Source organism: Citricoccus sp. NPDC079358 (assembly GCF_040702545.1).
Classification (GTDB): domain Bacteria; phylum Actinomycetota; class Actinomycetes; order Actinomycetales; family Micrococcaceae; genus Citricoccus.
On record NZ_JBFBLI010000003.1, the window covers coordinates 316337 to 337396 of the forward strand.

Annotated in this window: 21 protein-coding genes; 9 read left to right on the plus strand and 12 right to left on the minus strand. The window is 68.5% G+C overall.

The genetic code is table 11. From position 1 onward, the window contains the following. Nucleotides 1-72: 72 nt before the first annotated feature. From AB0333_RS06190 to AB0333_RS06200, 3 genes are read right to left on the minus strand one after another with little or no spacing between them, the layout of a single operon-like run. Nucleotides 73-1281: a cytochrome P450 gene (locus AB0333_RS06190; protein WP_366217808.1), complete on the minus strand. Its 1209-nt coding sequence runs from the start codon at nucleotides 1279-1281 to the stop codon at nucleotides 73-75. 22 nt (nucleotides 1282-1303) lie between these two features. Further along, nucleotides 1304-2332: a PDR/VanB family oxidoreductase gene (locus AB0333_RS06195; RefSeq protein ID WP_366217809.1), complete on the minus strand. Its 1029-nt coding sequence runs from the start codon at nucleotides 2330-2332 to the stop codon at nucleotides 1304-1306. 10 nt (nucleotides 2333-2342) lie between these two features. Next, on the minus strand, nucleotides 2343-3131 hold the full coding sequence (locus AB0333_RS06200; RefSeq protein WP_347919594.1) for a coniferyl-alcohol dehydrogenase: 789 nt from the start codon (nucleotides 3129-3131) through the stop codon (nucleotides 2343-2345). 249 nt (nucleotides 3132-3380) lie between these two features. On the opposite strand from AB0333_RS06200, the gene AB0333_RS06205 reads away from it, so the two are divergent. Next, nucleotides 3381-4757: an aldehyde dehydrogenase family protein gene (locus tag AB0333_RS06205; protein WP_366217810.1), complete on the plus strand. Its 1377-nt coding sequence runs from the start codon at nucleotides 3381-3383 to the stop codon at nucleotides 4755-4757. Nucleotides 4758-4848: 91 nt separating this feature from the next. Here AB0333_RS06205 and AB0333_RS06210 read toward each other — a convergent pair whose 3' ends face one another. Then, on the minus strand, nucleotides 4849-6228 hold the full coding sequence (locus tag AB0333_RS06210) for an MFS transporter (RefSeq protein WP_347919598.1): 1380 nt from the start codon (nucleotides 6226-6228) through the stop codon (nucleotides 4849-4851). A gap of 143 nt (nucleotides 6229-6371) precedes the next feature. Between AB0333_RS06210 and AB0333_RS06215 the strand changes: the two genes are divergently transcribed. Beyond that, nucleotides 6372-7418 carry an MBL fold metallo-hydrolase gene (locus AB0333_RS06215; protein ID WP_366217811.1) on the plus strand — a complete coding sequence of 349 codons (1047 nt, stop codon included), beginning with the start codon at nucleotides 6372-6374 and terminating at the stop codon, nucleotides 7416-7418. A gap of 30 nt (nucleotides 7419-7448) precedes the next feature. On the opposite strand, the gene AB0333_RS06220 is transcribed toward AB0333_RS06215, so the two are convergent. Continuing rightward, nucleotides 7449-8174 (minus strand): IclR family transcriptional regulator, encoded by a 726-nt coding sequence (locus AB0333_RS06220; protein WP_347919602.1) that lies wholly within the window; start codon nucleotides 8172-8174, stop codon nucleotides 7449-7451. A 102-nt stretch (nucleotides 8175-8276) separates the two neighbouring features. Between AB0333_RS06220 and AB0333_RS06225 the strand changes: the two genes are divergently transcribed. After that, nucleotides 8277-9152: a hypothetical protein gene (locus AB0333_RS06225; RefSeq protein ID WP_366217812.1), complete on the plus strand. Its 876-nt coding sequence runs from the start codon at nucleotides 8277-8279 to the stop codon at nucleotides 9150-9152. Nucleotides 9153-9175: 23 nt separating this feature from the next. On the opposite strand, the gene AB0333_RS06230 is transcribed toward AB0333_RS06225, so the two are convergent. The 3 genes from AB0333_RS06230 to AB0333_RS06240 all read right to left on the minus strand — a co-directional run bounded on the left by AB0333_RS06230 (nucleotide 9176) and on the right by AB0333_RS06240 (nucleotide 11679). Further along, nucleotides 9176-10063, minus strand: a complete 888-nt coding sequence (locus AB0333_RS06230; protein WP_366217813.1) for an SDR family NAD(P)-dependent oxidoreductase — start codon at nucleotides 10061-10063, stop codon at nucleotides 9176-9178. Nucleotides 10064-10103: 40 nt separating this feature from the next. Then, nucleotides 10104-11198 carry an MBL fold metallo-hydrolase gene (locus AB0333_RS06235; RefSeq protein WP_366217814.1) on the minus strand — a complete coding sequence of 365 codons (1095 nt, stop codon included), beginning with the start codon at nucleotides 11196-11198 and terminating at the stop codon, nucleotides 10104-10106. Nucleotides 11199-11376: 178 nt separating this feature from the next. After that, nucleotides 11377-11679, minus strand: a complete 303-nt coding sequence (locus AB0333_RS06240) for a MerR family transcriptional regulator (protein ID WP_366217815.1) — start codon at nucleotides 11677-11679, stop codon at nucleotides 11377-11379. Nucleotides 11680-11802: 123 nt separating this feature from the next. Here AB0333_RS06240 and AB0333_RS06245 point away from each other — a divergent pair, with 123 nt between their 5' ends. Continuing rightward, nucleotides 11803-12234, plus strand: coding sequence for an Hsp20 family protein (locus AB0333_RS06245; RefSeq protein WP_159553118.1), 432 nt, complete (start codon nucleotides 11803-11805; stop codon nucleotides 12232-12234). A 106-nt stretch (nucleotides 12235-12340) separates the two neighbouring features. Beyond that, nucleotides 12341-12718 (plus strand): hypothetical protein, encoded by a 378-nt coding sequence (locus AB0333_RS06250; protein ID WP_159555165.1) that lies wholly within the window; start codon nucleotides 12341-12343, stop codon nucleotides 12716-12718. A gap of 32 nt (nucleotides 12719-12750) precedes the next feature. Here the strand turns inward: AB0333_RS06250 and AB0333_RS06255 are convergent, their stop codons facing one another. After that, nucleotides 12751-13581 (minus strand): SDR family oxidoreductase, encoded by an 831-nt coding sequence (locus AB0333_RS06255; protein WP_159553116.1) that lies wholly within the window; start codon nucleotides 13579-13581, stop codon nucleotides 12751-12753. A 92-nt stretch (nucleotides 13582-13673) separates the two neighbouring features. Between AB0333_RS06255 and AB0333_RS06260 the strand changes: the two genes are divergently transcribed. Then, nucleotides 13674-14474: an IclR family transcriptional regulator gene (locus AB0333_RS06260; RefSeq protein ID WP_159553114.1), complete on the plus strand. Its 801-nt coding sequence runs from the start codon at nucleotides 13674-13676 to the stop codon at nucleotides 14472-14474. 60 nt (nucleotides 14475-14534) lie between these two features. Here AB0333_RS06260 and AB0333_RS06265 read toward each other — a convergent pair whose 3' ends face one another. After that, a complete protein-coding gene (locus AB0333_RS06265) occupies nucleotides 14535-14990 on the minus strand; it encodes a MarR family winged helix-turn-helix transcriptional regulator (protein WP_159553112.1) in 456 nt (151 codons plus the stop codon). A gap of 161 nt (nucleotides 14991-15151) precedes the next feature. On the opposite strand from AB0333_RS06265, the gene AB0333_RS06270 reads away from it, so the two are divergent. Together AB0333_RS06270 and AB0333_RS06275 are read left to right on the plus strand one after the other, a co-directional pair. Then, nucleotides 15152-16417, plus strand: coding sequence for an MFS transporter (locus tag AB0333_RS06270; RefSeq protein ID WP_366217816.1), 1266 nt, complete (start codon nucleotides 15152-15154; stop codon nucleotides 16415-16417). Nucleotides 16418-16869: 452 nt separating this feature from the next. Then, nucleotides 16870-17907, plus strand: a complete 1038-nt coding sequence (locus tag AB0333_RS06275; RefSeq protein ID WP_159553108.1) for a LacI family DNA-binding transcriptional regulator — start codon at nucleotides 16870-16872, stop codon at nucleotides 17905-17907. Here AB0333_RS06275 and AB0333_RS06280 read toward each other — a convergent pair. Then, on the minus strand, nucleotides 17868-18683 hold the full coding sequence (locus tag AB0333_RS06280) for an SDR family NAD(P)-dependent oxidoreductase (protein ID WP_366217817.1): 816 nt from the start codon (nucleotides 18681-18683) through the stop codon (nucleotides 17868-17870). The two genes, AB0333_RS06275 and AB0333_RS06280, sit on opposite strands and share 40 nt — an antisense overlap. Beyond that, nucleotides 18680-19543, minus strand: coding sequence for a sugar phosphate isomerase/epimerase (locus tag AB0333_RS06285; RefSeq protein WP_159553104.1), 864 nt, complete (start codon nucleotides 19541-19543; stop codon nucleotides 18680-18682). The genes AB0333_RS06280 and AB0333_RS06285 overlap by 4 nt, the downstream gene beginning before the upstream one ends. A gap of 146 nt (nucleotides 19544-19689) precedes the next feature. Here AB0333_RS06285 and AB0333_RS06290 point away from each other — a divergent pair, with 146 nt between their 5' ends. Beyond that, nucleotides 19690-21030 (plus strand): MFS transporter, encoded by a 1341-nt coding sequence (locus AB0333_RS06290; RefSeq protein WP_366217818.1) that lies wholly within the window; start codon nucleotides 19690-19692, stop codon nucleotides 21028-21030. Nucleotides 21031-21060 lie beyond the last annotated feature (30 nt).

Below are 21060 nucleotides of genomic sequence, written 5' to 3' on the forward strand. Positions count from 1 at the left end.
GATCGGAGCGAGACCACCCCGGTGGCCGTGGCCAGCCGTTTCACCGTCCGAGTTGCCTGCTCGTACTCGCGCTCAGCCGTTGGGCGTCAGCTGGAGGGGCAGTCGGGCGAAGCCGCGCAGCACGTTGTGGATCCAGGGGGTGACCTCACCGGTCAACTCGATCCGATCCACGCGCTTCGCCAAGGCCTGCAGCATGAGCTCGATCTCAGTGCGGGCGATCGGCTGGCCGACGCACTGGTGCAGTCCCATGCCGAAGGCCACGTGGCCGGAGGCGTTGCGGTCCAGGTCGAACACGTCGGCGTCCTCGCCCCACTGGCGTGGGTCCCGGTTCGCGGCCCCCATGAACAGGAGGATCTTGGAATCCGCCGGGATCTGCACGCCACCGAGCTCGGTGTCCACGGTGGCGGTGCGGTGGAACATCTGGAAGGGCGATTCCACGCGCAGCGCCTCGTCCACGGCGAACTTGGCCAACTGGGGTTTGGCCTTCAGCTTCTCCCACTGCTCGGGGTACTTCGCCAGGTTGTAGAGGGTGTTGCCGATGCCGAAGATGGTGGTGTCCACGCCGGCAGAGAGGAGGGCCCGGACCAGCAGGGTGGCCTGCTGGGGTTCGATCCGGCCCTCGTCGGCGACCGTCCAGATGTCCGCACCGAGGCCGGTGTCCGTCAGGTTCTCCCGTTCGCAGCTGTCCATCACCCAGGCGGCCACGCGCTCGCCCTCCGCGAAGGCTGCGGAGCGGATGTCATTGTCCGCCCCGAAGGCGTTGAAGACCATGGAACCGTAGGGCAGCAGATTCTCCCGGCCGTCCGGGCGCAGGCCCACGGCGTCCGGGAACACCTTCAGCGGGTAGCGTTCGGCGATGTCCACGATGCCGTCCACGGTGCCGCGCTGGGCCACCTCCTCGGCGAGCTCCTCGGCGAAGGGCGCGAACTGCTCGCGCAGCCGACGCATGGTCGAGGGGGAGATGACCCCCGCCAGGCCGCGGCGCATCACGGTGTGAGTGGGCGGGTCGGATTCCAGGATGGACGGCGGGCGCCACTCAGCCTCCTTCCGGATGTCCTTGGGCCCGAGGCCGCCGCTGGAGCAGTAGGTCTCGAAGTCCGTGAGGATCTCGTACACCCACTCGTAGCGGGTGACCGCGTAGCAGCCGTGCTTCTCCAACCAGACCACCGGTCCGGCCTCGCGCAGCTTCTCGTGCAGCGGGTAGGGGTTCGAGATGTTCTCGAGGGTGAAGGGGTCGTCCGGCAGGGAGACGACGCTGGTGGGGGACAGGGTGACGGTCATGGGTTCTCCTGGTGGCGTCGGGTCAGAGGTCGAGGACGAGCTTGGGGCAGCCGGCGGCCGCGCGGGAGACGCAGACCATCATGCAGTCGCCAGACCGCTTCTCGTCCTCGCTGAGGATGGCGTCGCGGTGCTCCACCTCGCCGCTGACCACGTGGGTCTCGCAGGTGCCGCAGATTCCGCCGCGGCAGGAGGACAGCACCCGGACGCCGTGCTCCTCCACGGCCTCCAGGATGGTCTGGTCCGGGGCCACGGAGATGGTCTTTCCGGTCTGCGTCAGCTCCACGTCGAACGGCTCGGCGCTGGCACCGGCATCCAGACTCGCCGCGACGAAGCGCTCGGTGTGCAGGACCCCGGGGGGCCAGCCCATGCAGTAGTCCTCGATGACGCGCAGCAGCGGCTCGGGGCCGCAGGCGTACACGAGCATCTTCGCCCGTGGCAGGGCCAGCAAGCCCTCGAGGTCGATCCGTCCCGTCTCGTCCTCCGGAAAGAGCAGGATCTGCTCCCCGTAGCGTTCCACCAGTTCGTCCGCGAACGCCATCGAGGCGCGGGAGCGCCCGCCGTAGGCCAATCGCCATTCGCGGCCGGCGGCCTCGGCGGCCTCGATCATCGGCAGGATCGGGGTGATGCCGATGCCCCCGGCGATGAAGAGGTACTTCCGGGAGTCGACGAAGGGGAAGTTGTTGCGCGGGCCATTGATGCGGATCACGTCACCCTCGGCCAGGGACCGGTGCACGTATTCGGAACCGCCGCGAGAGTCACGGGTGTGCAGCACTGACACCTGGATGCGGCTGCGGTCGGTCAGCGGGGAGCACAGGGAGTACTGGCGCACGTGGTCCGGGAGCACCAGGTCGATGTGGGAGCCGGGCTCCCACCGGGAGAACTCCGAGCCGTCCAGGGTGCGCAGTGTGAGGCGCCGGACCCCCTCGGCAGGGCTCTCCACCCTCTCGACCACGACCTCCTCGAGGTCGTACCCGGAGCGGGCGGCACGCTGTGGCACGGGGGCCACCGCAGTCGCCGCGGTGCTGGAAACGGTGTCATGGTTGCTCTGCATGGTCTGCCCTTCAGACGGCGGCGGTGGCCATCGCGGTGACGGCGCGGTGGGCGAGCAAGCCGCCGTCGACGCACAGATCCGTGCCGTTGAGCCAGACAGCCTCCGGGCTCAGCAGGAAGGCGATCGCGGCGGCGATGTCCTGGGGCTGGCCGGCGCGGCCGAGCAGCGCCACTGCGCCCTCGACCTTCTCGCGGCCGTGGTCCTTCTTGAAGTCCTCCAGGATGGGGGTCTGCACCGGCCCGGGGCTGACGGAGTTCACCCGGACCCGGCCCAGGTTCTCGGAGGCCTGCACCTGGGTCAGCCAGCGCACGCACTCCTTGGAGAACCGGTACGAGTTCCCGGTCACCTCCGGGTCGTCGGCGACGGCGGCGATCGCCTCCCGCGCGTCGGCGGCCTGGACGAAGCGGGCCACCTCGAGCTGGCGGGCGGCCCATCCGCTGGCCACGTTCGAGGCCAGGTTGACGATGGCGCCGCCGTCGGCGATCTTCGGCAGCAGCAGGCGAGTCAGGTCCCGCACGCCGAACACGTTGACGGACAGCACGGTCTGCCAGGGCGCGGTGCCGGGCACCCCGGCGATGTTGAGCAGCCCGGCCAGGCCCTCGGGGACGCGCTCGGCGACGGCGGCCACGCCCGCGGGCGTGGAGAGGTCGCCCTGGATGAAGGTCCCGGCGAAGTCGGCGGGGACGTTGCGGTCCACGCCGATCACGGTGGCCCCGCCCCGCTGGAGCAGGGCCGCCGTGGCGGCGCCGATGCCCGAGGCGACGCCGGTGACGACGAGGGTCTTCCCATCGATGGTCATGGGTGTGTCCTTCCGGTGGTCCGCATCCGATACCCCTGAGGCCTCCGGGCCTGCCGGATGCGTCAGGATGATGATGCCTGCTGAGGGTGTTTCCACCTACTATGTGGCGTCGGGCACGTTGAGATCAGCCCATGTTTTTACTGGACGAAAAGACACGTGGGGCGGCTCACAGACGAGCGCGCAAGCTGGGATCAACAAGCGCGCCCGCCGGCCGGTGGGCGCTTGGTCTGTTGAGCCCGAGGAGGACGCGTGAGCGCGACCTATGCAGTGATTGACCCGGCGACCCTGGAGCCGGTGGGTGAGGTGCCGCTGCACCAGCCCGAGGACGTCGAACGCGCCATCGCCGCCGCTCGGCAGGTCGCCCGCACCTGGGCCGTGGACCGCGAGGCGCGCCGCTCGGCCCTACGCGCCGCCGCCGGCGCCGTGGACGCGGAGTCCGAGGAGCTCGGGCGCATCCTGTCCCTGGAGCAGGGCAAGGTGTGGGCGGAGGCCGTGCAGGAGTTCCGCGTGGCGGCCGGGCTGCTGCGGCACTACGCGGACCTCGACTGGGACGAGTCCGAGACGCTGACGCCCCGCGACGGCCGGCAGGTCCAGGTCCAGTACGCCCCCGTCGGGCTGGTCGGGGCCATCACCCCCTGGAACTTCCCGATCTCCCTGCTGGCGGTGAAGCTGGCCCCTGCGCTGGTGACCGGTTGCACCGTGATCGCCAAGCCCTCGCCGTCGACCCCGATGTCCACCATCGCGCTGGTCGAGGTGCTGAACCGGTTCCTGCCGGCCGACGTGCTGCAGGTGGTCACCGGCCGCGGGGTGCTCTCCCGGGCGCTGTCCGAGCTGCCGGGGGTCCGCAAGATCTCCTTCACCGGTTCCACCGAGATCGGCGCGGCGATCATGGCCCAGGCCGCCCCGACGGTGAAGAAGGTGACCCTGGAACTGGGCGGCAACGATCCGGCCATCGTGCTGCCGGACGCCGACCTGCCGGTCACCGCCCGGCGGATCGTGGGCTCGGCCTTCCGCAACGCGGGGCAGGTCTGCATGGCGGTCAAGCGGGTCTACGTGCCCCGTGCACGGAGCGCGGAGCTGACCGAGGCGCTCGTGGCCGCGGCCTCCGCCCTGCGAGTGGGCCACGGCGTGGCCGAGGGCACCACCATGGGTCCCATGCACACCAGCGCGCAGCAGCAGCTGGTCCAGGACTACGTGACCCAGGCCGTGTCCCAGGGCGGGCGCATCGCTCACGGCGGTCAGTCCGGCACGTCCCTTCCGGGATACTTCCTGGAGCCGACCATCGTGGCGGACGCCCCGCAATCCTCTGACCTGGTCGCCTGCGAACAGTTCGGCGCCGCCCTGCCCGTGGTGGCCTATGACGACCTGGACGCGACGATCGATCAGCTGAACGCGCAGGAGTTCGGCCTGGGGGCCTCCGTCTGGTCGCCGGATCTGGACCGCGCCCACCAGGTCGCCTCCCGTCTGGAGGTCGGCACGGCCTGGGTGAACCAGCACACCGTCGTCGAGCTCGATGCTCCCTTCGGTGGCTGGAAGGGTTCCGGTCTCGGCCGCGAACGCGGACGCTGGGGACTGGAGGAGTACCTGGAACCCCGCACCGTCAACGTCCGGGCGCACGCCGACTGAGCCACGGCCCGCGCCCTGCAGGCCGGCCAGAACGGAACGGGCCCCGCACCAGCTGGTGCGGGGCCCGTTCCGTGGTGGGAAGATGGCGGCCTCAGGCCTCGATGCCGAGCTTGCGCCGCTGGCGCTGCTGGTTCACGAACACCAGGGCCAGCAGGCCGAAGACCGTCAGCAGCACGGCGGTGACCTGGAAGGCCAGCTGGTAGCCGTCGGCCGGCGTCGCGGCCTGGCCGATGAGCACGCCACCGATCGCCGGGGCGAAGACGCCGCCGGTGGTCAGCACCGCGTTGGCGACGTTGAGGTGCGCCCCGCGCTGGGAGATCGTGGTCAGCTCACCGACGATCAGGTAGGTGATGGCGAACAGCGCCGGGGCGGTGCCGAAGCCGAAGCTCATCAGGACCAGGGCCAGGACCGGTGAGGCGACGAACGTCGAGGCCAGCAGGGACAGTCCTGCCGCGGTGCCGGCCAGGCCCAGCGTCCAGCCGCGGGAGCGGCGGCTGGGCACGCCGCGCTGGTCCAGGCGTTGAATCATGGCGTTCAGGCCGATCGTGGCCACGACGCCCCAGGCAGCGGGCAGGGCGATGAGCGAACCGGCCTGCTGACCGGAGAAGCCCATGACGTTCTGGAAGTATGCCGGGCCCCAGGACATGGCCAGTGTGAAGGTCCAGTACCCGAAGAAGGACGCCAGTACGGCGAAGAGCCACGTGGGATTGGCGATGGTGCGGAAGAAGGGCACCTTCTCCTCGCTCACGCTCGTGGCCCCGGTGGGCATGGTCGGCACAGCGGTGCCCTCGATCTCCCGCTCCACCGCCAGGGAGGTGTAGGGCCCCTCCTTGCCCAACCACATCCAGACCGCGCACCAGGCCACGCCGACCACGGCCAGGGCCACGAAGGCCGTGCGCCAGCCATGCTGGGTGACCACCCAGGCCAGCACCGGCGCGAAGACCACGATGCCGAGCGTGACGCCGGAGGAGGCCACCGCTGCGGGCGTCGCGCCCTTCTTGGAGGGGAACCACTTGTAGATGGCGTGCATCAGGACCGGGGCCAGCGGGCCCTCGCCGGCCCCCAGGGCCAGCCGGCTGATCCACAGGGCGGGCAGCGTGGCGAAGACGACGACGGGCATCACGGACAGGGACCAGATCAGGCACATCACGAGCAGCAGGCTCTTGGCCTTGACCTTGTTGGCCAGGGGCGCCGCGACGAGCTGCGCCAGCCCGAAGGTCAGGAACATGGCGCTGGAGACCAGGCCGAACTGCTCCGGGGTGATGTTCAGTTCTTCCATCAGCGGCACGGCCGCGATGCCCAGTACGGCCTTGTCCGCCCAGCTGAGCATCATCAGGAACAGCAGCAGGCCGGTCAGCATCCACGCGTAGCGGGTGCGCTTGCGCGGGGACCAGTACCGCGGATCGCCGCTCTCGAAGGGCGGGGCTGCCGGTAGGCGCGTCTGCGCCTTCGGCGTTCTGGTGAGGGTCATCGGATTCTCCTGAAGGGGACCAAGGGGGTGTGGAGGTGAGACGTCTGCAGGCGAATCTAGGAGCGTGTGAACTGGGGCACATAGGCAGCTTTTCGTCCAGTGAGAAGCGCGCCTGTTGGACCGGTGGGTGGTCGGGCACAGTGGTGGAAACCATTGGATCCACGGAAGGCCCGCAGCAGATGGACGAGCACCGCACCGCCGAGCACCCGGTCCCGGACAAGCGCGGGCTGAAGGTGGTCGCCCTGGGCACGGCCGCGGGCCCCGCCATCCGCTCGGAGTGCGCGGGCATCGCCACGGCGATCGTCGTGGACGGCGCGTACTACCTGGTCGACTTCGGCTTGGGCGTGACCCGGGCGGCCCACGAGGCCGGGCTGCTCGGGGAGAGTCTGCGTGCCTGCTTCGTGACCCACCTGCACTCGGACCACGTGGCCGAACTGCCCGCCTACCTGCTGTGGAACTGGGGCCAGCCGGTGCGGGGATTCACCGGACTCGTGCCGATCCTCGGCCCCGGCTCGGCGGACCCAACGGCAGGCACCGTCGGGCTGGCCGGGCTCGTAGACCATGTGCTGCGGGGCTACTCCTATGACATCGATGTCCGCATCGTGGATGAGGGGCGGCCCCCGCTGTACGACCTCGTGGACGTCCGGGAGATCGACCTGCCGGAATCGGCGGCCGGGGCCACGGGGGAGTCGACGCCGGCGATGGACCCCTTCCTCGTCTACTCGGACGACCGCGTCCGCGTCAGCGCGATCCTGGTGGAGCACCCGCCGATCTTCCCGGCGTTCGCGTTCCGGTTCGACACCGCCTACGGGTCCGTGGTCGTCTCCGGGGACACCACGGAGTCGGACAATATGGCCCGGCTCGCCGCCGACGCCGATCTGCTCGTCCACGAGAGCGTCTACCTGGACTTCTACCGCGCCCAGGACTTCGCCCCGGAGTTCCTCAACCACCAGCTGATCTCCCACACGACCCCGGAGGGGGTCGGCCGGGTGGCCACCCGGGCCGGCGCCCGGCGGGTGGTCCTCTCCCACCTGGCTGGCGTCGCCACGGACGAGCAGTGGACCGCCGGCGTCAGGGCGGAGTACGCGGGTCCGGTCACCGTGGCCCGGCCGGGCACGGTCTTCGCGGTGGATGGCACCAACACCCTGGCGGCTGCGCCGGCGGGCGCAGCCGTGACGGCGTCCACCTGAGCGGCTCGGCGCCCGAGCCGCGGGACGCCGTCACACCGCCCGCTTCAGGGACCGGGTGATCGCGGCCGAGGCCACCTGCAAGGCCGGGACGATCCGCTGGAAGTCGGTGATCCGGGACAGGTTGACGATCCCCAGCGCGGCGATGACGTCACCCTCCACGCCGCGGACGGGCACCGCCAGGCCGTAGGCGCCGGAGGAGTGTTCACCCTCGGTGGTGGCGTACCCCCGCTCGCGCACCATCACCAGCTCGCGCTCGAGCCGGGGCCGGTCCGCGATGCTCTGGTGGGTCTCCCGGACCAGCTTCCCGGAGGCCAGCTCGACCAGCCCGTTCGGGCCGTGGGCCAGCAGGATCTTCCCCGCGGCGCTCGTATGCAGGGGCAGCCGGTCGCCCGGTCGGGCGATCGGTGCCCCGACGCGGGTGCCCGCGATCCGGTCCAGCAGCAGCGCCTCCGTCCCGTCCAGGATGAACAGGTTGACGATCTGCCGGGTGGCGAACAGCACGTCCTGCATGAAGGGCGCCGCCGTCTGGCGCAGCCCGCGTTCCACCGGGGCAAGGAGGCCCAGCTGGGCGATGCGCTGGCCGACCGTGTAAGTCCCGTCCTCGTGGCGGGTCACCGCACCCCACTCGGTCAGGTCACGCAGCAGCCGGTAGCACGTGGCCACCGGCATGCCGGTGCGCCGGGCGATCTGGGACAGGTTCTGGCGGATGTGCTGGGTATCGAAGGCCCCGAGGACGTCGAGCGCGCGCGAGGTCACGGAACGTCCCGGAGTGTGCGCGTTGCCGGCCACGAATCCGCCTTTGTCACTGGGTGAAAAGTTCAGCGTCAGTCTATGTCCCGGTCCGGCCAGAATGACCCCATGGACCTCCAGGCGATCACCGATGTCGTGGGGGCCGTGTCCGTGCCGCTGTTCGCCGTGGCCAGCATGGCCGCCGTCGGGCTCGGCCAGACAGTGCGCCAGTTCATCGCCCCGCTGAGCAGCTTCCGGCTGCTGGTCTCCGGCACCGTGGCGAACTTCCTGGTGGCGCCGGGCCTGGCCCTGGTGCTGACCGCCCTCCTTCCGATTCCGGCGGACGCGCGCATGGGGCTGATGGTCCTGGCCTGCGCCGCCGGTGCACCCTTCGCCCTGAAGCTCACCCGGCTGGCCGGCGGGGACATGCCCACGGCGTCCGCGCTGCTGGCCGTCATGCTGGTGGCCACCACGGTGTTCATGCCGATGGCCCTGCCGCTGCTGTTGCCGGGTGTGGAGGTGTCCTCGGGCAGCATCGCCGCCGTGCTGATCCCCACGATGCTGCTGCCCCTGGGGGCGGCCATCACGGTGCGCCAGCTCCGCCCGGGGCTGGCCGGTCGGCTCCAGGGGCCGGTCCAGCGGCTGAGCTTCTGGTCCATGCTGGTGATGCTGGCCAACCAGTTCGTGGCTGACCACCGGGAACTGGCCGGGCTCATCGGCACCGGCACGGTCCTGGCCATCGTGCTGTTCACCCTGGCGAACCTGGGCGCCGGATGGGCGCTCGGGACCGCCAAGCCCGGGGTCGGGGCCATCGTGGGCATCTCCGCCTCCCAGCGCAACATGGGCGTGGCCACGCTGGTGGCCGTGGCGAACTTCGGGGACTCCTCCGCGGTGGTCACCGTGGTGCTGGCGGGATTCCTCGCCCTGATCCTGCTCCTGCCCCTGACCTGGTTGGCCGGGCGAGTCGGGACGTCCTGGCAGGCAGGACGGCTCAGGCACGGTTAGGCCGGGCGCGCCGGAACCGGGGATCAGGTCCGCTGCGCAGGCCCCGTCTGCTCCCGGCCCGCGATCAGGCGGCCGTAGCCCTCTCGGTAGGTGGGGTGCTCCAGGGTGCCGAGAACGCCCAGGAGCCGCGAGCCGTCCAGCACCGTCCCCGTGGTCTCCTCGGGCTGGAGGCGCGGAGGCGCCGGCACCCCGAGCCGTTCGGCGATGAAGGTGATTACCTCGCCCAGTGGTGCGGGGGAGCGGTCCACCGCGTGCAGCAGCCGCGGCGGTTCCTCCGCCGTCAGCACGGCCTGGAGGGTGCGGACCAGGTCGTCCTCGTGGATGCGGTTCGTGCGGCGGGCGTACTGCACCGGGTCACCGTCAAGGACCCTGCGCAGCAGCATCTCCCGGCCCGGACCGTAGATCCCGGCCGGCCGGAGGACGTGCGCGTCGAAGAGCTCCGTGGCCAGCCGCTCGCCCTCGAGCAGGACCTCGGCCCGGGGCCCCACCGGGGCCGGCTCGTCCCCCTCGGTGAGGGGCCGGCCGCCCGTGTGCCCGCCGAGGACCCTGGTCGAGGAGACGAGGACCACGCGTTCCGGGACCCGGGGCAGAGCGGCGGCGAGGTTCCGCAGGGAGGCGAGGTAGCCGTCGTCGGGCCCGGGACCCGGACCCAACGCCGGGCCAGACACCGGACCACCTGGTGGCAGGGTGATGACCATGGCGTCCACGGCCGGCAGCTCGCGGCCGACCGGAACGCTCAGGTCCACCGCCAGGGCGGTGAAGGCGGCGGGCAGCCCGGCCGGGGAGCGGCGCAGGGCGAACACCTGCCCGCCGTCCCGGACCAGCTGCTGACCGAGCCGGGTGCCGAGGGCGCCGCAGCCCACGAGCAGGGTGCGGCCGGGGGTGCGCTGGGAGGGGGGAGGAGCGGACATTCGCGCAGTCTATCCGCGCCGGCCTCCGTCAGGCGCAGGGTCAGACGCTGAAGAGCTGCCGGTCGGCGGCCAGGGTGTAGGGCCCGTCGTAGGTGTCGGCGATGCCGGCCAGGTCGGCATCGGAGAAGACGCCAGCCATGTGGCTGACCACCACCTTCTTGACCCCGGCCTCAGCTGCGATCCGCCCGATCCCCTCGGGCGTGGTGTGGCTGGACTCCAGGTGGTGCAGGAACTCCTCGGTGAAGTCCTGGTCCCGGTAGTAGTCCATGTTCACGACCTCGTGGACCAGGAGGTCGGCGTCCTGGCTGAGGCGGACCATGTTGGGCGTTTCGGCGGTGTCCCCGGAGAAGGTGATCACGCCATACTCCGTCTCGAAGCGGAACCCGAAGGACGGGAACACCGGCAGATGCTCCACCAGGGTGGCCTTCACGAGCACGCGGTCGTCCTCGTAGATGGTGAACGGCTCCATGTCCGGGACGGGGTTGCGGTCCGGATCCGCCCGCGGGCGCCGGGGCAGCTCGATGTCCACGCCCTCGAAGAGTTCATCGAGCGGGATCCGGGCCTCGTCCGTGGTGCGGATGTTGATGTCATAGGCGTTGGCGCGCATCAGGTTCTGAATGACGTCCCTCATGCCGGTCTGCGGCGGGGAGACGACCGGCCGGATGCCCCTGGGCAGGCGGGCGCGGCCGGGGCCCATGATCCCCACCCGGGAGGTGACGCCCTGCACCGGGGTGTCCCAGTTGTAGAGCATGTAGGCGGTCAGCTCGGAGATGTGGTCCGAATGCAGGTGCGTGACGAACGCCTGACGCAGCTTGTTGCCGGTCAGGCCCGCCTCCGCAGCCTGGCGGGGCATTCCCAGCCCGAAGTCCACCAGGTAGTGCAGCCCATCAACGACGACGGCGCTCGCGATCCCGTGCCGCGTCCCGCGGATCGCCGGTCCGGCAGCGGTCCCGAGGGTGACCAGGTGCATGCCGGTGTCCGGCACGTTCGCGGCCGTGGCCAGCACGGGTCCGGTGGCGGCGGTGGCGGCGCCCGCGGAACCCGCGCCGAGGATCGGGGCGCTCAGGGCGGCGATGCCGCCGGCGCCCAGCAGGGTGCGGCGGGGGACATTCGAGGTGCGAGGCGTGGACGGCATGATTCCTCCGGGGTCGGGCCAGGTCTTCGCGCGCGAGTATGGTGTGATGTAGATCACGCAACCATCATCACTATGGATGAAGGCGTGGAGCGGTGCAAGGGCTGTTACGGGGTGCCCGGCCGGTCGAGTCCCGGATGGCAAGGCTGGAGGCCCGGGCCGTGAGGTGGTTCCGCCGGGTCTACGCCTGGTCCCTCAGGCACCGCACCTGGTGCGTCAACTGGCGATTCCGGGCTTCGAGCTGCAGGACGAGTCGGACTCCGGCCAGGTTGAGGCCCTCGGCCAGCAACTCTCCGATGCGCCGGAGCGCGGCGACGTCCTGGTCACTGTAGAGGCGGGTGCCTCCGGGGGTCCGCTCTGGCTTCAGCAGTCCACGGCTCTCGTACTGGCGCAGATTGTGCTGCTCCATCCCCACCATCCTGGCGGTGACCGAAATGCTGTACACACCCTGGTTGTCCTTGCTCAAAGCGGGAAACCTTTCCACTCGTCCGGGAATCTACCCTTGCACACCTTGTGTCCGTGAGTTATATAAATATGTACCAGCCAGTTGAGATCCTCAAGGCTGGGACCACTGAATACATCGATCATCTGTTGGGAGTGAGTCATCATGCTGATGCGTACCGATCCGTTCCGCGACCTTGACCGTCTCGCCGAGCAGGTGCTGGGCACCCGCTCCAGGCCCGCGGCCATGCCGTTGGAAGCCTGGCGGGAGGGTGACCAGTTCGCCATCGCGTTCGACCTGCCCGGGGTGGACGCGGACTCCATCGATCTCGGGATCGAGGGCAACGCCCTGACTGTCCGGGCCGAGCGAGCCCCACGGGCCCCCGAAGGCGCCGAGATGCTGGCCTCGGAGCAACCACGCGGTGTGTTCAGCCGCCAGGTCATCCTCGGTGAGCAACTCGATACCGGAGCCATCACTGCTGGCTACGAGGCGGGGGTTCTCACCGTTCGCATACCTGTGGCGGAGCATGCGAAGCCGCGGCGGATCCAGGTGGAGGCGGCGGGCGAGCCGAAGCAGCTCGTGGAGTCCGGCGCCTAGGGACGGGGACCAGGGGCCCCGGAGGCCGTCCGGGGCCCCGGCCCCTGTGCCTTCGGTCTGGGGGAGGTGTGCTTCGCGCACAGAGACCATGAACGAGGTGACTGGAATGAGCTCGTGGCGACCCTATAACCACTCGCTGGTCCCGGCCTTCTATGAGAGGTTCGAGGAGCGGTGGGGCAAAGGTGCCGCCCCCTTTCTCGATCCCGAGGCGACGGAGCCACCATTGCCTCGCGCCCAATGGATCAACGTGGATACGGGCGCGGCCGTGGCGGTGGTGCCGATGTGGGCGGATGACTCCGAGCATCGCTCGTTCGGGGTGTTCTATCTGCCACCGCAGGGCGACATCTGGGTTCTGCATCCCGGCCCGACCCAGTACATCGAACCAGAAGATGGGAGGGACCGGGAGCGGGTGACGCTGCGCAACCAAGCGTTCAGCAAGGCCATCCGGCATGCAGAGGAGTTCATCTTCGGGCTCATCGCCTGAGGAATGTGCCGGTACGGACGCGGCTCACCAGGTCAGGAATCCTGCCGCAGGTTGTTGCCCGCGGTCTCACCGCCGTCGATCGCGATGGAGGAGCCGGAGACGAACCGGGACTCGTCCGAGGCCAGGTAGAGCACGAGCGCGCTGATCTCCTCGACCTGGGCGGCGCGGCCGGCGGGGACCTGGCCGTAGCCGCGCTGCAGGCCGGCGGTCAGAGGCGTCTCCACGGAGCCGGGGTGGATGGAGTTCACCCGGATGCCGTCCGCGCCGAAGTCAAGGGCGGAGGTCTTCGTCAGCCCCTGCACGCCCCATTTCGCGGCGGAGTAGGCGGCGCGGTTCTTGAAACCGACCAGCCCGGCGATCGAGGAGACATTGATGATCGAGGAGGTCCGCTGCTTCCTCAGCTCGGGCACCGCGGCTTTCATGCCGAGGAACGTCCCGGTCAGGTCGATCTCGATGGTCCTGGACCAGTCCTCCACGGAGGCGTCCTCCACGGTCCCGGGCGTGTAGATGCCCGCGTTATTGACCAGCACGTCCAGCTTCCCGAACTCCCGGACGCAGTGCCCGACGGCGGCCGTCCAGTCCTCCAGTCGCGTCACGTTGAGCGGGGTGAAGGCGGCGGCCCGCCGGCCGGCGGCCGCGTTGATCTCCTCGGCCAGGGCGGAGCCGGTCTCCTCCTGCAGGTCGCCGATCACGACGCACGCCCCGGCGGCGGCCAGTGCGCGGGCATGGGAGGCGCCCATGCCTTGCGCGGCACCCGAGATCAAGGCGACCTTGCCGGCGGCGCGGCCGGAGCCGGCGTCGTGCTCGGCGTTCTCCGGGACGGTTTCGGCCGGGCGGGTGGGGGAGTCGGCGGTCTCAGTCATGGGCTCACCCTAGGAACGGGCGGGCTGGGGGAGCGTGGGGGTGTTCCGTTGATCGGTATGATCGGAGTCACCTCTGCGTCGAAAGGCATTCCGTGGCCAACTCGCCCTCCGGCGAATCCGTCATCCACCGCGTGGTGCGCATCCTCTCCGCCTTCGGGGACGAGGCGCCAGCCCTGCATCTGCGGGAGCTCGCGCGGATCGTCGGGCTGCCGGTCTCCACGGTGCACCGGCTGGTGGCCGAGCTGGAGGTCGAGGGGCTGCTCGTCCGGGACGGCTCCGGCCGGCTGCGCCACGGGCACCGGATGTGGGAGATGGCCTCCCGCGGCTCGCGAGCCTCCTCCTTGCGGGAGGCAGCCCTGCCGCCCATGGAGGACCTACTCAACCACACCGGCAACCACGTCTCGCTCGGCGTGCTGGAGGGCACGGACGTGCTGTACCTGGAGCGACTGGCCGCGGACGATGCCACGATCAACATCACCCGGATCGCCGGCCGCCTGCCCGTCCACGGCTGCTCCGCCGGACTCGTGTTCATGGCTTATGCGCCGGAGGAGGAGCAGGAGCGGTTCCTGCACCGGCGGCTGGACAAGCTCACCCCAGACACGGTGACCGAGCCGGAACAGTTGCGCGGCATCCTCGCGGACATCCGGCGCAATGGCTACGTCTCCATGGCCGGGATCATCGTGCCGGAGTCCAGTGGGATCTCCGTGCCGATCTTCGTGGAGGACCAGCACGCCGTGGCCACGCTCTCCCTGATCGTGCCCCGGGGCGAGGAGCACCTGGCCGTCTCCATCCCGCAGCTGCAGTTCGCGGCCCGTGCCATCACGCGCCGGCTGGGCCACGAGCCCGCGGCCCGCGCCATGCAGCGCCGCAGTGAGCCCCGCACCCGCGCCTGACCGTGGGTCTCTGACCGCCGCGCCACCGTGGACCGCCGCGTCATCGTAGGAGTGGGGTGGTCAGGAGCGGGGCCAGGGCTGGCCCCGCAGGGCTTCGATGCCCTCGTTGAAGCTGCGCATCAGGGCCACGAACGTGTCGACCTCCTCCGGAGTCCAATCCGCGGTCACGGTGCGGAAGGACGCTGCACGTGCGGCCATCTCTTCGCCGAAGCGGCGGGAGCCCTCGGCGGTGGGGCGGTGCTTGCGCGCGGGGCCGCCGTCGGGGTCCGGAATCCTCTCTACCAGCCCGGTCCTCAGCGCGGCGGCCACCTGGCGGTGCACCGTGGAGACGTCCAGGCCGAAGGCCTCGGCCAGCTCGCCCACGGACAGCGGCCCCGAGGCCTCAAGCCGGGCGATCAGGACCGCGGCGCTGCGGTCCAGCACCCACTCACGGTTCTTCGCCGGTGTTCCCTGCAGTGCGGCCCGGGTCAGCAGCATCTGCTCGTAGGCCAGCTCGTCGTGGGTGCTGCGGGCCATGGTGGCGGCTCCTTCGGGGTCTGCGGGTGCGGCGGTCGCGCCGCGTCGGTGGGCTGTGACAGGCGGGGTGCGGGAGGGGAGGTAACGGTCGGGACGGTGGGGCGACGGGTGAGGAGCCCTGCCCCGACATTTGCATCATACAAAACAGGAGTACGATGTGCATGATGCAAAACCACCGACTGCTGACCCGAACCTTCACCCTGGCGTGGCTCGTCAACTTCTCCCAGTTCCTGACGTTCTACTTCCTCGTCACCACGTTGGCGCTCTACGCCGTCCGCGAGTTCGCGGCCTCGGACGCCGCCGGTGGGCTGGCTTCCAGCGCCTTCGTCATCGGGGCCACCGTCGCGCGGCTGTCCACCGGCTACGTGGTGGACCGGTTCGGACGCCGGCGCACCATGCTCGTCGCCCTCGTGCTGGCGGCGGTCTCCTGCGCGCTGTACTTCGCCGCCGGATCCCTGGCCCTGCTGATCGGCGTGCGCATCCTGCATGGGTTCACCTACGCCTTCGCCAGCACAGCGGTCATGGCCCTGGCGCAGGCCGCCATTCCGCCCACCCGCCGCGGCGAGGGGACCGGCTACCTGGCTCTGGGCACCACCCTGGCCACGGCGGTCGGCCCGGCCATGGGCCTGTGGGTGGCCGGCGGATTCGACTACGCGGTGCTGTTCGCCGTGGCGTTCGGCTCGACCGTGGTCGGTCTGGTCCTCGCGCTCTTCCTCAAGAGCCCCGCGGCCAGCCCCGCGGACAGTCCCACGTCCAGCCCCGAGTCCAGCCCCGAGTCCGGCCCCGAGTCCGGCCCCGAGTCCGGCCCCGAAGCACAGGCCGCTTTGCAACCGCGGTTCTCGTGGTCGGCCATCGTGCACCCGGCCGTGGTGCCGATCGGGATCTTCATGGTGGTCATCGGCCTCTGCTACGGCGGCGTCATGACCTTCCTCAACGCGCTGGCGGAACAGCGCGACCTCGCCACCGGGGCCGGGCTGTTCTTCGTGGCCTACGCGGTCGCGATGCTGCTCATGCGCCTGACCCTCAGCACGCTCCAGGATCGCCGGGGGGACAACCCCGTGGTGGCCTTCGGGCTGGTGTTCTTCGCGCTGGCGCTCGTGCTGTTGGCGGTCTCCAGTCGGGACTGGCACGTGGTGGTGGCCGGTGCGCTGACGGGCCTGGGGTACGGGACCCTCATGCCGGCGGCGCAGGCCATCGCGGTGTCCCGGGTCGAGCCGCACCAGTATGGCTCGGGCGTCTCCACGCTGCTGCTGTTCGCGGACGTCGGCCTGGGGCTGGGGCCCGTCGCCCTGGGCGGGCTCGTCACCGCGGCCGGTTTCGGGGTGATGTATCTGGTGCTGGCCGGGTTCGTGCTGGTGGCGGCGGTCTGGTATGTGGCCGCGCACGGCCGGCATGAGCACGCCAGGAGAGGCCACGCCGGGTCCTGAGTGGACGGTGGTAGCCAGGGCCCTGCTACGGAACTCGATCACGATCCGCAAGGCCGGTGACGAGGTCGAAGCTGAGCCCGGCTTCTTTGAGGCTGACACCGTCGCCCACTGCGGGCCGTGCCTGAAGGGCGAGTTCGTCCGATCGGTGAACCTGACCGATATGACACCCCGACCGAACTGACGGTCCTGAACGAGCTCTGGCCGTCGGTCAATGACCGGCTGAACTTCTACATGCCCACGAAGAAGCCGATCGGCTGGTCTTCCGACCCCTCCGACCCCTCCGGGCGCTGCAAGCGCGTCTACGACACTCCGAAAACCCCGTACCACCGCCTGTTGGACTCCCGAATCCTCAGTCGGGCCCAGCAGAGAGAGCTGGCCGCCTACAAAGCCAGCCTGGACCCCCTATTCAGTGGCGGTACCTGCGTTTTCCCCCGATCTCTTAAGATGATCCAATGGTGACCAGCGTAGACGTGGCTCAACTTGTGGGTCTGTCCCAGTCGACTGTTTCGCGTGCCTTGCGCGGCGACCCAGCAGTCGCCCTGGCGACCAAGGAGCGAGTATTGTCTGCGGCTCGCGAACTAGGTTACGTCCCGAACGAAGCGGCCCGCATGATGGTCACTCGACGAACGCACGCCGTAGGCATCGTGGTGGCTGACCTTGCTAGTGCCGTTTACCCGATCATCATGGAATCGCTGCAGAGCCGACTGCTCCAGCATGGATACCGGATGATCCTGATCCGAGATCCGGACGCTTCTCCAGACCCTCAAGCGGTCGATACGTTGGGCAAAACCACTGTGGACGGCATGATCCTCTTGTCTGCTCGGGACAAGTCCACGGCGCTCAGCAGAGTTCTCGATCGACAGACCCCGGTCGTCTTGCTCAGCCGTGACGACGTCAGCGTAGATGTCGAAGCGGTTCTCGCCGACGACATCAGTGCAGGAGAGCAGGCGATCTCCCACTTGCAGGATTTGGGGCATACGGAGATCGGGGTGATCTCCACCCTCCGGGACCGCTCCAACGGACGTGACCGAGAGGATGGCGCCAGAGAAGCGATGGGGCGCTTGAATATCCCAGTACGGCAGGATTGGCTCCAGCGTATTCGCTTGACGCATGAAGACGGCGTTCGGGTCGCCCGGCGATTGTTGGACCAAGAGGGCCGGCCGACCGCATTGTTCTGCGTCAATGACGTCTTCGCACTAGCCGCCTTGGACGCAGCGTCCCAATTGGGCCTACGGGTTCCGGATGACTTGTCGATCGTCGGGGTGGACGATTCTCCGCCCGCCCGCTGGAGCTTCATCAATCTGACAACCGTCCACCAGCCGATTGCGGACATGGCGAAAGACGCAGTCGATCGTTTGATTCGAAGGATCGACGGCGGCCTTCCGAACCAGCCCAGCAAGGCCATACATCCTGTCCGGCTGGAAGTACGGGGGACGACTGCTCCGCCGCCTCAGGCGGTGTTGCGGCCTCCACTGAGGTCCAGAGTCTGACCAGTCATGTAGCTCGCTTCCTGGGAGAGCAACCATGCAGCTAGGGCAGAGAACTCCTCGGGCAGCCCGATCCGTCCCATCGGCACCTTCGCCAACAGCTGGGCGTTACGTTCTGGGCTGAGGTCCTGGAGGAGCCTGGTCTTCATCATGGACGGGGCGATGGAATTCACGGTCACTCCCATCGGGGCAACTTCCTTCGCGGCCGTCTTGACCAATGCCACGAGCCCGGCCTTGGACGCCGAATAGGCGGCCTGGTACGGGTTCCCTTCCCGCGCTGAAATGGAGGAGAGGATGGCCACCCGTCCGTATCCCCGGCCGGTAAGCACCGGAAGGACGCTCGCCAAACCATGCAGACAACCATCGAGGTTGACGCCCAGGGTTTTGGCCCAGCCATCCGAGGGCATTTCCGTCACCGCTACTTCGGGCCCCTGGATTCCGTGGGCGAAGAGCGCGCCGTCGAGCCGGCCGTACCGGTCGAGCACAGCCTTGACAATGCGGTCCCAATCCGGTCGGTGCGTGACATCCAGCGCCACGCAATCCGCTGGACTGCCGCCGTCGCCTTGGCCGGAAGCAGTGACATCTGTACAGACGACATGAGCGCCTTCCCGCGCGAGCCGATCTGCGGCATTCGAGCCGAGTCCGCCTGCCGCGCCGGTCACGAGGAATACCTGGCCTTGAAATCGGTCCGGCCAGTAGATCTGGTCATTGGCGATGCGAGTCTGCTGCGAGTCTCGTGCCGCCGTGTTCGGGATGGTGGCTGAGGATGGTTCACTCATGATGTGGGCTCCGTTTCGGTCATGTGGAGAGAATCGAGCAGGCTTTCGGCCGCGGTGTAGATTCGGCGTAGATGGACGTCAGTGCCTTCCGCGTCGGCAGACCAGACATCAGGAACCTCGACGCTGATGGGGGCGTCCGGAAGGGCCCGCAAGATCTCCGTCAGAGGGAAATCCCCGCGACCCGGAGCCAGCCTCTTTGCCCGTGATTCGATCTGCCTCGCCGACCCGTTCACGTCCTGCCCAAGCGGCATGAGATCCGGTGTCGGGAGGCTCGGAGTCGAAGCCGGGCCATCACACAACTGGATGACGGCAACCGCGTTTGGCGGCAGGTCTCTCAACTCTGCAACGCGTCCGCCTGCGCGGACAAAATGCAGGACATCAAGCATGATTCCGCACCCGGTCTGCTCGACCAACGCTCCCGCCGCGGTGACGGAGTCGAGTGCTTGATACGAAATCGGTTCAACCGATGGGCGAATCTTGTACGCCTTGGCATCCTCGACCAGCGCTGACAACGCGTCCTTGAGTCGGCCTGAATCGGGATCGCCACAGATCACGTTGAGAATCTCGGCCTCCAGCGCAGCTCCGGATTCCAACGCCGGTATCCACTGTTCTTTGCTTCTGATGCCATCAAGAGTGAACGCTTCGACGTCGCGCACGGTCAGCCCGGTGGCTTCCATACGCCCAAGGGTCTTCTTCGACATGGGAGAGCCGGCACTCACGGGGTACGGGCGTTCATTCTGCGTTGCCGGATGCACGCGTATCCCGACAGAGGTGAAACCCGCAGCGGCTGCGGCGTCGATCAGTTCGGGTGGGCTCAGATGTAGCGCTGACAAGTGTGCCAGCCCCAGATTCCTGTTCATCGTTCTCATCCTGTTCGAAAGGCATTTGACGTCCGGTGAAGCACGTCCATATGATGTGCATCACCCAATGACTACGTAGTCATTGAATCACTCCTCCCGTCTCCGGCCAAACGCAGCGAACAATAGAAAGGTTGCGGTGAACCGCAATGTCAACTTCACCAGCTTCGGGCACCGTAATTCCCGATGGCGTCGGCTCGAATCCACGCCCAGTCGCTAGCGATGCTAAATCTGGCCGCCGTGCGGCTCTCGCCAGCACCGTCGGCGCCATCGTTGATTGGTACGACTTCTTCCTCTACGGCACGGCAGCGGCCGTGGTGTTCGGCCCCCTGTTCTTCCCTTCGGGCAACGAGGTTGTCGGACTTCTGGCTTCTATGGGCTCGTTCGCCGTTGGTTTCGTGTTCCGGCCTCTGGGCGGGGCCATTTTCGGCCACTTCGGGGACAAATACGGGCGCCGCACCATGCTGTTCATCACCGTCATCATGATGGGGATCGCCAGCACTGCCATCGGCTTGCTCCCCACCTACGCCGCCATCGGGATCGGCGCTCCGATCCTGCTCGTGGCACTCCGGGCAATCCAGGGTATTGCGGTCGGCGGAGAATGGGGAGGCGCCGCCCTCATGGCAGTGGAAAGTGCGCCCGCAAACAAGCGGAACTTTTTCGCCACCGGAGTGCAGATCGGATCGTTCGTAGGACTACTCCTCGGCACAGCGGCGTTCTCTCTCATGACTGCGTTGACCACTGAAGAGCAGTTCCTCGACTGGGGCTGGCGAATCCCATTCGTGATCAGTATCCTCTTCGCTCTCATCGGCCTGTGGATCCGCGCCGGAGTGCCTGAGTCGACAGAGTTCACTGAGGCCAAAAGTGATCATGAAGAAACTCGCGCACCCCTAGCGGAGGCTATCCGCACCAGCCCGAAGAAGATCCTGGCCGTGATCGGCATGCGCATGGTGGATCAGAGCACGTTCTACATGGGCTTCACTTTCTCCCTGGCGTATGTGGAGAACTTCACCGACACCCCGACGTCGACGGTCTTGACAGCTTCTATGGTCGCCATGATTCTGGCCATCCCGTTCTTGGGCCTATGGGGAAGCCTCGCAGACAGGTTCGGCCGGAAGTGGTTCTACGTTGTCGGACCGTTGCTGGCCGCCCTGTCAGCAGCACCATTCTTCATGGCGCTCAACAACGGCGAATTGTTGCCGATGATTCTGGGCTTCATGGCCCTCATCAACCTTGGGCACAACATCTCGACCTGCGTCCAGCAGTCCTGGTTCACCGACATGTTCGATGTGCGCATCCGGTACAGCGGTGCCGGATTCGCCTACGCACTGGCCGGTGCCGTTGGTGGCTTCATCCCATTGATCGCCACGGCCTTGCTGGCCAGTACTGGCAGCTGGATGGCCGCCGCAGCGCTGCTTGCCGCACTATGCCTCGTGGCCTTGGTCTCCGGCCTGTGGTCTTACAAATGGGCCAGCCAGGAACATCGCTGAGCCCACCCAAGACCTCACAACAACTAACTG